Here is a 13,558-nt window from a genome sequence, read left to right as displayed (position 1 = left end):
AACGCCAAGCACAGGGATCGGCGCCTTACAACCGAACGAGGGGGACTGCACTTGCATTGTGCTGGAAAAAGATCTGGGCCAGACCGGGATAGTGGGCCAGGGAATGCTGGATACGCCGGCCTGGAACTGGCCGGATTGATCGACGGTATTTGCAGAGGCTTTGTAAGAAGGCTATTTTTCCATGCGCTGTAGGACGGGTCTTTTTTTCGATAGACCTCTCCCCGGAACCGCAGCTTATGGCCAGACTCCACGGCCCCATCACAAGGAAGAAAAAAATGGCTGACGTGAAAGCCCCGCAGTACCTCGATCCACAAGACCTCCTCAAACTGCTTGCAGCCCTGCGCCGCGCATTAAAAAACAAGCCTGCCAGCGGCACCGTTCGGTGAGCACCGGGTCTTAGGCCTCGGCACAAAAAAACGCCGACGCTGGCCAAGCCGTCGGCGTTGTCACTTCAACATGTACCGTTCGATCAGAACGCCGGCAGTACCGCGCCGCTGTATTTCTTCTCGATGAAGGCCTTCACTTCCGGGCTGGTCAGAGCCTTGGCCAGTTTCTGCATGGCCGGGCTGTCCTTGTTGTCCGGACGGGCCACCAGGAAGTTCACGTAAGGCGAATCCGCACCTTCGATCACCAATGCATCCTTGGCCGGGTTAAGACCTGCTTCCAGGGCGTAGTTGGTGTTGATCATGTCCAGGTCGACCTGATCCAGCACCCGCGGCAGCATGGCCGATTCCAGTTCCTTGAACTTGAAGTTCTTCGGATTCTTGGCGATGTCTTTCGGCGTGGCCAGGGCGTTTTTCGGGTCCTTGAGCTCGATCAGCCCAGCCTTCTGCAGCAGGATCAGGGCGCGACCGCTGTTGCTGCCTTCGTTAGGGATGGCAATGGTTGCGCCGTCTTTGAGCTCAGCCAGGCTTTTGACTTTCTTCGAGTAGCCACCGAACGGTTCGACATGGACGCCGATCACGGTCACCAGATGGGTGCCTTTGCCTTCGTTGAAGCTCTTGAGGTAGGGCAGGGTCTGGAAGTAGTTGGCGTCCAGACGCTTCTGATCAACCTGTACATTGGGTTGGACGTAGTCGGTGAAGACCTTGATTTGCAGGTCCACGCCTTCCTTGGCCAGGGCCGGCTTGATCAGCTCGAGGATCTCGGCGTGCGGCACCGGGGTGGCCGCCACGACCAGTTTCTCCGCTGCCTGGGCGAGGCCCGAGGTCAGGGCTGCCGCCAATGCGGTGAACAACAGAACCTTTTTCATGCAGTGTCCTTATGGAAAATCACTGTCGTCATGGACGACGGCCAAATGTGGGAGTGCCAGCGAAGTGCTATCGCTGGCGTGGTACGGAAGATACCGATATTTTTTATGCCTTAACAACACCTTTTATCTAAATGTATATATCGATAATTCATATATGAATAACCCCTTGCGCGTGTTCTTCATGCGAATCGGATTTGCGCGCTTCGCTCCCTGATATCTCCGTAGATATCGTCCGGTGCCTCGCCACGCTGAGTGTTATTGGGTCGTTCCCCTGTCATCCCCAGAAACCCTCGGGCTTTTTCGATGTACTTGTCCCTGTCGACGGTGTAGGTGACGCCCTTGAGCGGGTAATGGGCATAGCTGGTCACGTCCTTGGCGGTCAGCACGTCTCGAAGATCGTTTTGCAATGCGATGAGGTTGCGCCGCCCGCCGCCTCGGAGCAGAGGGCTCGCAGCCTTGGCGTAGCCACCGACGCGTGTCCCGCGCAAGGCGTTGCTACGGCCCAGTGTCAGGGCGTCACCGAGGGACTCGACCGTATTGCGCAGGGCCACCGATGTCCCTCTGCCCAACAGTTTTCCTGTCAGGGAAGCCCCGCCGGACACAACGCCCAAGGCCAGGCTGGCGTAGCTCAGCACCTGGGTGGCGACGGCGTCCGGAGCCGCCTCTTCCAGCACGATGGACGCGATCGATGCCGCACCTGACACCACCTCCAGCGTCAAGGCGGTTGCGGCCGAAAACGAGATGCCTATCAAGGGCGCGGATGCCCCCAGGGTCGCCAGGGTGAACGCAACGGAGGCGATGGCGAAAGCAGCGGTAATGCCAATCTTGATCCAGCCCCAGGTAGAGATATGGCCGGTGGGATCGCTCAGATTGATGGGGTCGCCGAGACAATAGGCATAGGGATTGAGACCTCCCCCATCAAATGGACTCCAGTCGTCTGGCCGGTGAAATCGCATCAGTACCGGATCGTAGGCCCGATAGCCGTTGCCGAGCAGATAACAGCCAGTCACCGGATCCTGCGGCTCGCCGCCGAGACCGAACAGACTGCCCAATCCGTCAGCCGCCGCGCGTTGCCCATAAGGCGAATAGGCATGCTGGGTGTCGTCGCCGCCAGCAACCGCTTGCAAGACGTTGCCACAGCCATCCGTCCCGAACAGCACCGTCTCCTGGCCCTGGGACAACGCCAGCAACTGCCGCTCTTCATGCATGAGGCTGCGGCTATCCTGCCCCGCGACTTCGTTGCACAACCGCTCGTCGCGGTAGAAGCGCCGACAGGGCTTGTGCCCTGCCAGCTCAACGGCATGAAGGCGGTCAGAGGCATCGTACCGATAGCGCGCCAATATCGACCTCGAGTCAGCCGAAGCCACACTTTCCAGCCGCCCCAGTTCGTCATAGACCAAGTGACGTCCACGGGAATCGTTGAGCAAATTGCCGTCGGCGTCGTAGCGGAAAGTCGAATCGGCGGATGCATAGTCGGGATGACTGTGGCTGACGCCGCTGAGTTGGGTTTTATCGACCAAATCATACCGATACGTTGCCGTGTTCACGCCGCCTGGGAAATGCGTGACGACTTGGCGGATGTTATCCAGACCGTCATAGGTGAAGTCCTGCGAGACGATGGCCTTACCCTGGGCATCCACTGGCGCGTGCGGCCCTTGGCAGGCGTAACGCGTCAACCGGCCTCGCAGGTCATAGGCAAACGTCTCGACACGCACGGCTCCGTTGGCCTTGAGCGTACGCTGGCTGAGCCTGTCGCCCGGCCCGAACGACTGGCTCACCTCGACGACATCATTTCCCTGGGAGGAGCGCCGGAGGATTTCGCGGCCAAATTCGTCGTAGTCCAGGTCGGTGACCATCGAATGGCCCGATCGGGGATCGGTGACGGTGATGCGCTTGACCTGCTCTTGGGCGTCGTACGAGTACGTGGCCGTAATGCGCTCCTGAGCGGGGATGGCGGAAGGACCTTGGGTGATACCGGTCAGGCGTCCAGTCTGATCATAAACGCAGGTGCGAACCGTGCCGCTGACGTCCGTGTAGCCAATCGGTTTGCCCAGCAACGAATAGGTTTGTCCACTTTCGAAGCGGTCGAGCGCCGTCACCCACGACTCCCGGCTGAGACGGCCGGAAGGGCCGTACTCCATGCGCCGTTGCACCAGCGCGTTGGCCGATTCCTGGAGCAACCCTGTGCGGGAATCGAACCGATGGCTGGCAGCGACGGACGCCTGGCTGCCGGAGCGGCTGGTGACGCCATCGGCGAGCAACGGATCAAGGGTGAACCGCAAGGTTTTTCCAGACGCGGTGCTCTTTTGTGTAGCGTTCCTGCCGGAACCCTCGTAGACCCTCTGTTCGGCACGACCGCCCGCCTGGTTGCGGGTCACGCGCATCAGTCCGTCGTAGGTACGGGTTCCCACTACATAGCCGTTGGCGCTGATCTGTGTGGGATAGTCCCCCTGGCTCTGGGCGGCGTATTTCTTCTCGACCAAGGTACCGTCGGGCAATGTCGTATTCAGCACGCGGCCGGCCAGATCGTAGGTGTAGCGGGTCACCGCACCGTCAGCGGCGGTTTGCTGGATGCACCGTCCCAGGCCATCGTATTCGTAGAGGGTTACCTCTCGCACGACGCCGGAACGGTCCACGCGCTCGACCCGCGATGGCTTTTCCAGGGCGTTGATGAATGTCCGGGTCTTGCCGCCGCCCTCCATCCACTCGGTGCGCGTGCGCGCCACAGGATCGATCTCGTCATGAGCGACCTCATGCCCGCGGCGGATGGTGCGGTTCTGATGCCCCCACTCGTCATACTCGTAGTGGGTTCCCAGCGTTTTCGGCTCGCCGTCGAACCAGTCGGTCTGTTCATCCGATTGCAGGCGTCCCAGGCCATCATAACTGGCCTCGTAGATCACGCGCATGGGTGCGCCGGGCATGTCGACGTCCTGCTTCTCGACTTTCACGGTACGACCCAGTCCATCGCTACGGGTGACGGTCAGGACGCCACGGGCATCCTTGACGGTGACGCTGGCAAGGCCATCATTGGAGGCAGCACCGACCTGATAGATGAACTGACGCGATGCCGCGCGGCCCGTGTCAGGCATCACGGTTTCACGGGTCAGTTGCCCCAGTGAGTCGTATTCCATGCTGACGGTATTGCCCCCGGACTCGCAGGTCTTGACCAGCCACCCGCACACGTCATGCCACTCCTGCCTCAGGTGGCTCAGCCCTTCGGCGCTGAAGGTCTGGTCGGTGCGAACGTTATCGAGTTCACGCCGGTACGCATAACGATGCTCACGGCGCACGCCGCCTACGGTCTCGACCTTGCATTGCAGCCGTCCATGAAAGGCGTCATTGACGTTGTTCACGTACCTCAATCGACACGCCACACGAGGCTCGGCGGCGCCCTCATCGGAGAGTGTCTCGCTGGCGAGCCGGACACAGCGGCGGCCTGCGAGCAGCGACGGCAATTCGCTGTAGGTGTAGCGAACCACGGTGGTCGGCGCGGCGGCGAACTCGGCCGAGGCGATAATCGACTTCTGCTTCAGAAAACAAGGCACGCCTATAGGGCTGGCGGGACAATCCGTGCTCCCTTGTGCCGGAAAATACTCATAGATTTCCCGCGCCCCGCCCGGACTGGCTTTTTCCAGCAGATTGCCATGTTCGTCATAGGACGTATGGGTGGTCTCGACCCGGGTGTTTGCGCGAGTCGCGCGAGTATCAAAGAAGCTCTCGCGGACGACGCGTTGCATCTGGAACTGCGGAGGCTGATCCCTGAAAGCTCGATTGGGCACATCGTAATATTCGATTTCCCGCAACTGCATCTTGCTGCCACTGATCGTCCTTTGCGAAATCATCGAGTGGAAGCGATTGTAGGTGCGTATGACCCGGGAAGACTCACGCGGACGGCTGTTACCAGCGACCATTTGAATCTGAGTGCAGGAGTATTGGTAGTTGCTGCTGACGTCATAAAGCACATCACGCTCGGCCGACCAGCGTACCCCCGCACCATGCCCTAGAAAATTCCTGACGGAATATTCATACAGGGTGATGATCGCGGGCTGGCCCCCGCCAGGGGCCATGATGGATTGAGACACAACAGGCAGGTAAGGCACCGGTGCCCCGGCGGGAAGCCTATGACCCTCGGCCTGGTACCGGAGTGTCTGCCGGGCCCCGCTTGGCTGGCTGACTTCAGTCATCAGCAGAAAACCATTGATACGTGCGTAATCAAAGGTCCAGGTCAATGGAATCTTTTCGGCAGTGATCAGCCTGATGTGTTGGAGCGTTCCGTTACGCAGGATAAACAGGTACTGGAGTTTCCTTGAAGGTACGTCCGGCCACACGGTGATGGTCGTTGCCGTCGACCTGGCCCGGGCGTAGTCGACCTGCAGGATGCGGCGATGCTGCCGGTAAACCGCCACCAGCTGCAGGCGGCCCGCGACGGGGCGATACTCATAAGCCGTTTCCTTGCCCTCGGGACTGTACTCCCGCGCAAGCAGCCATTCGTGGGATGTCGCACCGGGGCGCGACAGCACGTCGATTCTTCCATCGATGTACTCGACGAAAAGTTCATTGCCTTGCATCGTGACGCGCAAGTTATCGAGTTTCTTATCCTGGAAAGCCACTTGGTTTCCATCGGTATAGAGCTGATAGGTTTCGCCGTTCGTCAGTGTCAACTTTCGTCGGCGCTGGTCATAGCTACAGGTGCGCAAGGACCAACCGGCGCCGAAACCCAGGTCCTGATCATTGAAGGAATCGTATGCCAGGGTCGCTGATACTTTAGATCCGACGGCGGCGTCATCCGGCGCCACATCCAGCGCCACGCTGCAACTGCAGCTACCTGTGCGCGGATCCACGCCCGAACGAACAAAACTGTCAAACTTGAAGGCCGCCGAAGTCAACTGACCTTGGAGGGGTGAAGAGGTATTCATCGGTTCTTCCTTGAACGAATTGTTTTTATATTCTGGTCACGCGAATTGTCAGCGGGTCATCAGTCATTTCCACGCGCAACGAATGAGGATTTCCGTACATGTCGGTCAGTTCCAGCAAAGTCCTCTTGGTAGAACTTCTCACCCAGACCGGCCCGAGTTTTCCGTAGGCCAGAACCAATGCAACACGTCCGTTTTCGCTCTGATGCCTTCCCAGTGCATCCGGCCGTTCCCAAGGCACTTGACCAGTCGCTCTGATATCTCGACCATTCCCGTAGCCGATGAGGTAGTAACCCGAATAACGCTTATCCGAACTTCCCATTTTCAGGTGATAGTCCATAAAAAAACCGTTATAGAACCTCATTAGCTGCTGATCAACCACCAGATCCAACATAAAGACCTCGACTTTCTCAATGTGGCCTCTCGGACTGTAATAGGGGACCGGAGTGCGACTAAGCGAATACTGCTCGGACCGGTAGACCGCCGGCGGAAGTGGAACTAACGTAAGCGTGCCAAGCTCATCCTGCTTTCTGGATAGAAACGTTTCGCCGTCTGCCCGCGTGATGCGCAACTGCAGTTCGATCGGTTTATCGGAGCTGGACGTGATGTAAAAATCCTTGGTGTAGACGAACTCCCCCGACGGCACTGTACCCCGGGGAGGTAGATTGGAAGGAAGCTGGCGGAAACCGCGGGAATCCTGCTCTTCGGTGTACTTCCATACACCGACATCACCGCGATTCCTGTCCTTGATGAGCTCCGCCCCCGTATGCCCATCAATCAAGACAATGGAATCGATTTCAGACTGCGTCAGGGGAAGGCTGCTGCCCAGCCAGCTCTGGACCTGGACAAATACCCTTACCATCAATTGTTGATTACCGTTGCTGTATAACTGGTTGCCCCCCGTCACGGAAAAAATCCCAAAGTTTTCCAACTTGGACCATCCCGACGATTGCGTCGCGACAGGCGTATTAATTTCGTATTTCATTTAAATCCTCGACACTCAAGTTAATTGATTCACGACCAGCACAACTCGGCTGACCGCGTTGCTTTCGCCTATTCAATTAACAATCTCGAGGCACCTGCAATCAAGCGCTAAAACCACACAAATTATTTGTACAAGTCACTTAAAGTTTGCATAAACAAAATACTTCCAAGCAGATGAATTTAACATTCACATAATAAAAACCCCGACAACCCGAAAGTCATCAGGATTAAATATCCGGAAACCTTTTATAGGCGAAACCGAGACCAACAAAACACTTTTATCAATCGCTCAAGTGCTGTTTACCCCGTTCGACAAACTTAGAATCCTTTATCAAGTCCCTATCGCAGATCCCGTTAAACGCGGCAGATTAAGATGCTCCGGCAGGATGTAATCCCCTACGCTTACCAGCAAAGCGAAATGAATGACGTTTTCCAGCTCCCGGGTATTACCCGGCCAACTGTGCTGTTCGAGCGCACGCTGCGCCGCTTCGCTGATCAGCGGCACGGCCAGGCCGAGGCGTTGGCTGTAGATGCCCAGGAAGTATTCGGCCAGGGACAGGATATCGCCCACCCGCTCGCGCAAGGGCGGCAACTCGAGCCGGCCCTCACCGAGGTAGTGATACAGCCGGTCATGAAATTTCCCGGCGGCCACCGCCTGCGCCAGGTCAATGCTGGTGGCCGCAACCAGTCGCACGTCCACGGGGCTGGGCTGGTGGGCGCCGACGCGGGTGACTTCATGGTTTTCCAGGGCCGCCAGCAATTTAATCTGGATCGGCAGCGGCAGGTCCCCGATCTCATCCAGGTACAGCGTCCCGCCATTGGCCGAGCCGAACCAACCGGCGCGGCTGCTGGCTGAACCGCTATGGCTGCCGGCGGCATAACCGAACAATTCGGCGTCGGCATAGGTCGGACTGATGGCGCCGCAGTTGACCGACACGAACAATCCACCGCGATTGCTCTCGCGATGGATGTGGCGGGCCAGTAATTCTTTGCCGGTGCCGGTTTCGCCGCGTATCAGCACCGAGACCGAGCGCGGCGCCAGCAGCTCCAACTCCTGGCGCAACTGTCGCGAACGCGGGTCGACGAACACCAGCGCCTTGGCGCGAATGCTCAGGGGACTTTTTTCCGCATCGGGAAAGGTCAGCAACGGCTGACCGAAGGTTTCATGCAAGCTCATGGCAGACTCCCGTCCCAAACCGTCGGGAGACGGGAGGACGTTAAAATTCAGGCGCGACGCAGGGCGTGATGCTCCATGCGATTTTGCAGACGATAGAGATAAGCGAACCCCTGCTCCCAGCGCTGGTGGCCGGACTTCACATTGATATGCCCCGCCCCGGCGAGAATTCCGGCCTCGGCGCCCCAGTTGCGCGCCAGTTCCAAGGCGCGTGGAGCGCTCACCGCTGCGTCGTTGTCCGAACTGACGACTTGGCTGGGGAACGGCAACAGATCAGTGGGAATCGGCGCAAAATTACGCAATGCCGGAGCGCAGGCTGGCCGTTCCACATCCGCCGGCGCCACCAGCAACGCCCCGCGCACCTGGCGCAGAAACTGCACCGGCGCGGTGGCGGCCCAATGGGCAACCGTGATGCAGCCCAGGCTATGGGCAATGAGAATGACCGGCGTGCTGTCGACGGCAATGGCTTCGGCCAGCGCCGCGACCCAGTCTTCACGCCGAGGCGTCAACCAGTCGGCCTGCTCGACTCGCGCGCTATTGGGCAGGCTGTTCTGCCAGTGGGTTTGCCAATGATTTTCCGGCGATCCTTGCCAGCCCGGCACAATCAGGTAGCGAATCGATTCGTTGCGCATGGGTTGCTCTCCTGCGTGTCTGTTCCCGGACGAGTATAGGGAGGAGAGTTATATTATTTAAGGAATAATAAGCTATCTATTAATAACTATTAGACCTAATGGCGTAGCGGGGCCATAGACTAGCAGTTTCGGGCTTTCTGATAGACCTCGCTGCGTTCACGCTTGCCCACAGCAACGACCGAAACAACAAGACGATCATCGATCACTTCATAGACCAATCGGTACCCGCACGCCTTGAGTTTGATTTTGTAGCAGTCAGGCATGCCGTGCAGGGAATCAGCGGCGAGGCGCTTCAAGTCGCTGCACCAGTTTCTTCTTGAATTGCCCGCGTACGGTATGACCCAACTTGTCCCATTCCCTGCGAGCCGAGGGCAGGAATTCAAGCTTATAGGTCATCCAGACTCACCGGAATTGGTGTTTCATGACGGCGGGCGCGCACGATCTCAGCCAATTCGAGATCATCCAGACGTTCCATCATGGCTTCGAATACTTCGGCCGGTACCATGTAACCCATCACCCGGTTGTGATTAAGCACCGCCACCGGACCGCCATGAGCACCACTCAAGACGGCCGAAGGGTTTTTCTTCAGTTCGGAAACACTTACAGCCATATCAGCCAGAATGCTCTGCATAATTCAGACCCTCAAAAGGTACTGCATTCTGGTCTTTTTGACGCGCGGTACAACTCGGCTCACTCGCCGCGCCCCTTCCTCAGCAACACATTCAATTGATCGACCACTTCCGCCCAGTCAGCGTCCTCGAGAATTTCTTCGCGAAGTAATTGCTGCTGGGCGACGCTCCAGAAAAACGCATCCGCCAGATGCAGCTCGGGCTTGAGGGGGGAATGGGTGGCGATGAATTGGTCGATGCTGACAGCGTCGTCCGGCAGGCCTAGCTGCTTGAACAGTGCGGGAAGGCTGTGGATCGGGGATTCCATGCAAGACTCCTGGACATAAAAAGAGGGCTGGGACATTCCCGCAGTCTAGCCCCTTGATGACTGTCAGACTGATCAAAATTCAATCAATCCATGACTCGACTACCCTGCAGCTCGCTACATGCAGACGCTGGGATCGATCGCCGGGGACAAGAGCTCCACCATCGTCTTTCCTTTGCCGATCGAGCTGCTCAAGGGGATGGCGGAGTTGTCGCCCAACAAGTCTTGATGGGTTGATAACCATGAACTCAAGGCTATCTTTGTGGCGAGGGGATTTATCCCCGCTGGGTTGCGAAGCAGCCCTACCCGGCGACGCCAAACAACCTGGCACACCGAGGGGCCAGATTTTAGGACTGCTTCGCAGCCCAGCGGGGATAAATCCCCTCGCCACAAGAGTGATTGCGCAACTGTTCGAGCGCTTCGTAAGGCCCCTGCGCCCAATACATCACCCGCTCCCGCAACAATGGCGAAGCCTCGCGGCGCTTGTCCTCGCTGTCGCCAGCAAACACCTGCGCCGGCTGCTTGGCATGCTGCCCCACTGTCGCGAACACCTGTCGGCATTGCCCGTCATCCAAGCGGAAAAACGCCGCCAGCCTGCCCGCCATGGCCTCGGGCAGTTCGCTGTAGTTAACCGCCAGCCCGGCCAGTGCCTGGCAATGCACCAACCCCACCTGCAACAGCCGCCCCAACCGTCGCGGGATGAAATCCTCCGGGTGGCTGAACGGCAACCCATCGTCCAGCACGCTCGCGCCAATCATCCCCGGGACCATGTGCATGCCGGGACGGCGCAGGTGGGAGACGGCGATTTCCAAGGGGTCGCGGTACACGAACAGCCAAGGCGTGTCGGGAAAACAATCTCGCAGCAGCGCCAGCTCACCGATATTCCAGGCGTCGAGCTTGATCACCAATCGCCGCTCCACACCTCGGCGACGTTGCCCATAGGCCGACATTAGCCCCTTGAGCGCTACGCTGCGTTCGGCGGGGGGCAAATCACAGCGCAGCAGAGCGTCCAGCGGCGGTGGTTCGGAGACGACGATGTGGTCATCCAGTTGTGCAAGCATCTGGCTGATCAACGTCGAGCCGCAACGGGAGGCATGGAAAATGAACGCACTGGGCGCCAGGCCCGGGCTCTGTTGTTGCCATTGGCTGAGAACGCTCAAGGGCGTCTGGCGACGGAACACCTGGTTGAAAGGCAAGCGCAGGGCGTCTTCTACGGCATCGTTGAAGAACGGTTGCGACAACGGTGCATCACCGAACCAGCACCAATCGACCCGCCATTGCCCGGCCTCTTGCCAGACGCGGATCGGCAGCCAGCCGTCCAGATTCAAACCTTCCACTGGTCACGCCACTGCCGGCGACCGTTGCGCATCGCCGCCCGTATTGCTTCCTCGGTGACGTGCAGGCCTTGTCCAGCGCCCAACGCGATGACGCGTTCAATGAAAGCGTCCAGGTCATGCAGGCTCTGCAACGTTCGGGCGAGTTTCGGATCAGTTTCTACACACTGCTGAAAACGGCTGAAGTCGCTTTGTCCGCCGCCAACTGCCGGTGTGGTGAGCAGCCCATCGGCAATCTGCTGCTCCAACCATGGCCCTGGGCGGCAATCGAGCACCAGATGAACTCTCGACTCGGCACTGCGGTTATCGACACGATGGGGCCGCGACAAGTCGAGAAACCAGCACTCACCCGCGGCCATCGGAATGCGCTCGCCCTCCAGCCAGAAATCCACTCGCGGCGGGCTGAGCAGCGGAATGTGCAGGCGCAGGTCGGCGTCTGCCCCATCAAGGTCATAGTCGCGATGCTCATGGATGCGCCCGCCAGGCCCGAGCCGAAGCAGCCGGGCCGAGACGATGTCCAGGGGCCAATCCCGCAACGCTTCGCGCCAACGCCCCTCCGTTGACCAAGGCGCACGCGGCACGGGCTGACCGCGCCCGGGAGATAACTCGGTCAAGGCATCGACCGCCGAAATCAGCGCCACGCCGCTCCAGTCGCCGCTGTAATAGGCGCTGTTGAAATGCCCCTGCCAACGCTCGTCTTCAACAGCTGCCAGTGCCTGCAACAGCAAAGGCAGGTTCACCGTCACCGGTAGCCGGGAAAACGCCGGGCGCCTCATGCTGGCGGCCTGTTATTGGGTCACCGCAGCCGTTGGCACAGCGATATCGCCTTGGGCCCAGGCGGCTTCGCGGTTGGCCAATGCCGTGGCGATCGACTGCACTGCGGTCGATTGCACTTCATCGGGCAGCGGGTCGAGGCCGGCGCTGGCGAAGATCTGGCCGTAGGCGTTGCGCAGGTCCGCATAGGACAGGTCCCGACGCAAATCGGCCTGCAGAGTGTTCAACTCGCCCTGGATCAGATCCAGCTCGCCAATGCCGGCGGCCTGGTGACGGCTGCGCAGTTGACCGACGATTTGCCCATCGATGTCCGACAGTTGCTGGTTGGTCTTGAACTGACGCAGCGCCTCGCGATAGTTGGCATTGGCCACGTACAACTGCGCCAGCACGGCAATCGACATCGCCTGACGCCGCGCGGCCGCCACTTCTTCACCGGCCTTGGCCACGTCGATGGCCGCCGGGGCAGAGATCACGTTGAACAGGTTCCACGTGACTTTCACGCCATAGTCCGCCCAGCCCTGCTCCACCAGGAACGAGTTACTGTCGTAGTGCCCGCCAGCGGAAAACTCCAGGCCCGGCAACAGACGCAGCATGGCCTTGCGGGTTTCGGCGGCGGTGATGCGGGTCTGGTAATCCTGCTCGCGCAATTCCGGACGGCTGGTCAGGGCTTCCTGTTCGAGGCGGGCCAGGTCGACCTTGAGTTCGGGAATGTCGTACTCATCCTGGGTGGCCAGGGTCAATTCGGTGCCAAGGGGCAGGTTGATCAGGGTCGCCAACTCGGTCTTGGCCAGGGACAACGCCCGGCGCTGCTCTTCGAGCTGGCGGGTCGCCTGGATCAACGAGCGCTGGTAACCCAGGGCCTGCACCGGGTCACCGATTCGTTGTTCGCTCATGCTCTGGCTGTTGCCACGTGCCGCCTCGACCCGGGCCATCAGGTTGTCGATCTGCTTGAGCAGGCGCTCGGCGGCCATGGCGCGCCAGTACGCCGAACGCACGTCCTGGACAATGGTGTTGATCACCTTGCGCCGACGCTCCTGCACGATCAGTCGCTGGTCCCCGGCCTGCTTGGCGCTGATGTAGCTGACACCGAAGTCGAGCACGTTCCAGACCATGGTCAGGTCGGCCACTTCACGGTCGCGATCCTGGGAGGTCGATGGCTCCAGGGATTGCGTGCCGGTTTCGACACTCTGGCTGCTGGAGGCGTTGACGTTGTTGCGGCCCACATAGCCGGCGTCCAGGGCCATGCGTGGCAGCATGTCGAAACTGGCCAGGTCCAGCTGTCGCTTGGCCAGGGCCTCTTCCATGATTTTCAGGCGGCCTTCGAGGTTGTACTTCACCGCACGGGCCATGGCTTGGTGCAAGGTTAGCGGACCACTGAGGGGCTCCTGATCCTTGTACATGTTCTGCAGGTCGGTCCGGGCGCGTTGCTCGCTGACGCTGCGTTCGATCGGCTCGCTGGTGATCGCACATCCGCTGACCACCAACGCCAGCACACTCACTGTGAATAACTTCTGACTTCTATTCATTCCCTGGATTGCCCCTGGCTGCCCACTGTTTTTTGA

The 13,558-nt window shown here is 59.4% G+C and carries 9 protein-coding genes and 4 pseudogenes; 2 read left to right on the top strand and 11 right to left on the bottom strand.

Translation table 11 applies throughout. The annotated features are described in order from the left end of the window. Window positions 1-16 precede the first annotated feature (16 nt). A pseudogene (locus CD58_RS31325) lies at window positions 17-139 on the top strand (AAA family ATPase); the annotation flags it as partial. Window positions 140-469: 330 nt separating this feature from the next. Here the strand turns inward: CD58_RS31325 and CD58_RS01010 are convergent. From CD58_RS01010 to CD58_RS00975, 8 genes and pseudogenes are all read right to left on the bottom strand, one after another. Further along, window positions 470-1,252 (bottom strand): MetQ/NlpA family ABC transporter substrate-binding protein, encoded by a 783-nt coding sequence (locus CD58_RS01010; protein WP_025211240.1) that lies wholly within the window; start codon window positions 1,250-1,252, stop codon window positions 470-472. 179 nt (window positions 1,253-1,431) lie between these two features. Continuing rightward, on the bottom strand, window positions 1,432-6,168 hold the full coding sequence (locus tag CD58_RS01005) for an RHS repeat domain-containing protein (RefSeq protein WP_025211239.1): 4,737 nt from the start codon (window positions 6,166-6,168) through the stop codon (window positions 1,432-1,434). A 25-nt stretch (window positions 6,169-6,193) separates the two neighbouring features. Next, window positions 6,194-7,150 carry a hypothetical protein gene (locus CD58_RS01000; protein ID WP_025211238.1) on the bottom strand — a complete coding sequence of 319 codons (957 nt, stop codon included), beginning with the start codon at window positions 7,148-7,150 and terminating at the stop codon, window positions 6,194-6,196. A 360-nt stretch (window positions 7,151-7,510) separates the two neighbouring features. Then, window positions 7,511-8,326: pseudogene (locus tag CD58_RS00995) on the bottom strand (sigma 54-interacting transcriptional regulator); the annotation flags it as partial. Window positions 8,327-8,373: 47 nt separating this feature from the next. Further along, window positions 8,374-8,955 carry an alpha/beta hydrolase gene (locus CD58_RS00990; protein ID WP_025211237.1) on the bottom strand — a complete coding sequence of 194 codons (582 nt, stop codon included), beginning with the start codon at window positions 8,953-8,955 and terminating at the stop codon, window positions 8,374-8,376. 119 nt (window positions 8,956-9,074) lie between these two features. Continuing rightward, a pseudogene (locus tag CD58_RS00985) lies at window positions 9,075-9,351 on the bottom strand (type II toxin-antitoxin system RelE family toxin). Then, window positions 9,341-9,586, bottom strand: a complete 246-nt coding sequence (locus tag CD58_RS00980) for a type II toxin-antitoxin system Phd/YefM family antitoxin (RefSeq protein ID WP_025211236.1) — start codon at window positions 9,584-9,586, stop codon at window positions 9,341-9,343. The pseudogene CD58_RS00985 and the gene CD58_RS00980 overlap by 11 nt, the downstream one beginning before the upstream one ends. A gap of 59 nt (window positions 9,587-9,645) precedes the next feature. Beyond that, window positions 9,646-9,891, bottom strand: coding sequence for a DUF2789 domain-containing protein (locus tag CD58_RS00975; protein ID WP_025211235.1), 246 nt, complete (start codon window positions 9,889-9,891; stop codon window positions 9,646-9,648). Between the two features lie 112 nt (window positions 9,892-10,003). Between CD58_RS00975 and CD58_RS29760 the strand changes: the two are divergent. After that, window positions 10,004-10,117 (top strand): annotated as a pseudogene (locus CD58_RS29760) (slipin family protein); the annotation flags it as partial. 118 nt (window positions 10,118-10,235) lie between these two features. On the opposite strand, the gene CD58_RS00970 reads toward CD58_RS29760, so the two are convergent. From CD58_RS00970 to CD58_RS00960, 3 genes are read right to left on the bottom strand one after another with little or no spacing between them, the layout of a single operon-like run. Further along, the gene (locus CD58_RS00970; RefSeq protein ID WP_025211234.1) at window positions 10,236-11,225 is read right to left on the bottom strand and encodes an aspartyl beta-hydroxylase; all 990 of its coding nucleotides are present in this window, start codon (window positions 11,223-11,225) and stop codon (window positions 10,236-10,238) included. After that, complete coding sequence (locus tag CD58_RS00965; protein ID WP_025211233.1) at window positions 11,213-11,998, bottom strand: aspartyl/asparaginyl beta-hydroxylase domain-containing protein; 786 nt, start codon at window positions 11,996-11,998, stop codon at window positions 11,213-11,215. The genes CD58_RS00970 and CD58_RS00965 overlap by 13 nt, the downstream gene beginning before the upstream one ends. Before the next feature lie 12 nt (window positions 11,999-12,010). Further along, complete coding sequence (locus CD58_RS00960; RefSeq protein WP_025211232.1) at window positions 12,011-13,522, bottom strand: TolC family protein; 1,512 nt, start codon at window positions 13,520-13,522, stop codon at window positions 12,011-12,013. Between the last annotated feature and the right edge of the window lie 36 nt (window positions 13,523-13,558).

Source organism: Pseudomonas brassicacearum (assembly GCF_000585995.1).
Taxonomy (GTDB): domain Bacteria; phylum Pseudomonadota; class Gammaproteobacteria; order Pseudomonadales; family Pseudomonadaceae; genus Aquipseudomonas; species Aquipseudomonas brassicacearum_A.
This window is presented reverse-complemented; position numbering and strand designations above follow the sequence as displayed.

What these genes read in the sequence shown, in the direction of transcription:
- CD58_RS01000 (WP_025211238.1), bottom strand. Translation starts at nt 7,150, where the DNA reads ATGAAATACGAAATTAATACGCCTGTCGCGACGCAATCGTCGGGATGG.
- CD58_RS00990 (WP_025211237.1), bottom strand. Translation starts at nt 8,955, where the DNA reads ATGCGCAACGAATCGATTCGCTACCTGATTGTGCCGGGCTGGCAAGGA.
- CD58_RS00975 (WP_025211235.1), bottom strand. Translation starts at nt 9,891, where the DNA reads ATGGAATCCCCGATCCACAGCCTTCCCGCACTGTTCAAGCAGCTAGGC.
- CD58_RS01010 (WP_025211240.1), bottom strand. Translation starts at nt 1,252, where the DNA reads ATGAAAAAGGTTCTGTTGTTCACCGCATTGGCGGCAGCCCTGACCTCG.
- CD58_RS00980 (WP_025211236.1), bottom strand. Translation starts at nt 9,586, where the DNA reads ATGCAGAGCATTCTGGCTGATATGGCTGTAAGTGTTTCCGAACTGAAG.
- CD58_RS01005 (WP_025211239.1), bottom strand. Translation starts at nt 6,168, where the DNA reads ATGAATACCTCTTCACCCCTCCAAGGTCAGTTGACTTCGGCGGCCTTC.
- CD58_RS00960 (WP_025211232.1), bottom strand. Translation starts at nt 13,522, where the DNA reads ATGAATAGAAGTCAGAAGTTATTCACAGTGAGTGTGCTGGCGTTGGTG.
- CD58_RS00965 (WP_025211233.1), bottom strand. Translation starts at nt 11,998, where the DNA reads ATGAGGCGCCCGGCGTTTTCCCGGCTACCGGTGACGGTGAACCTGCCT.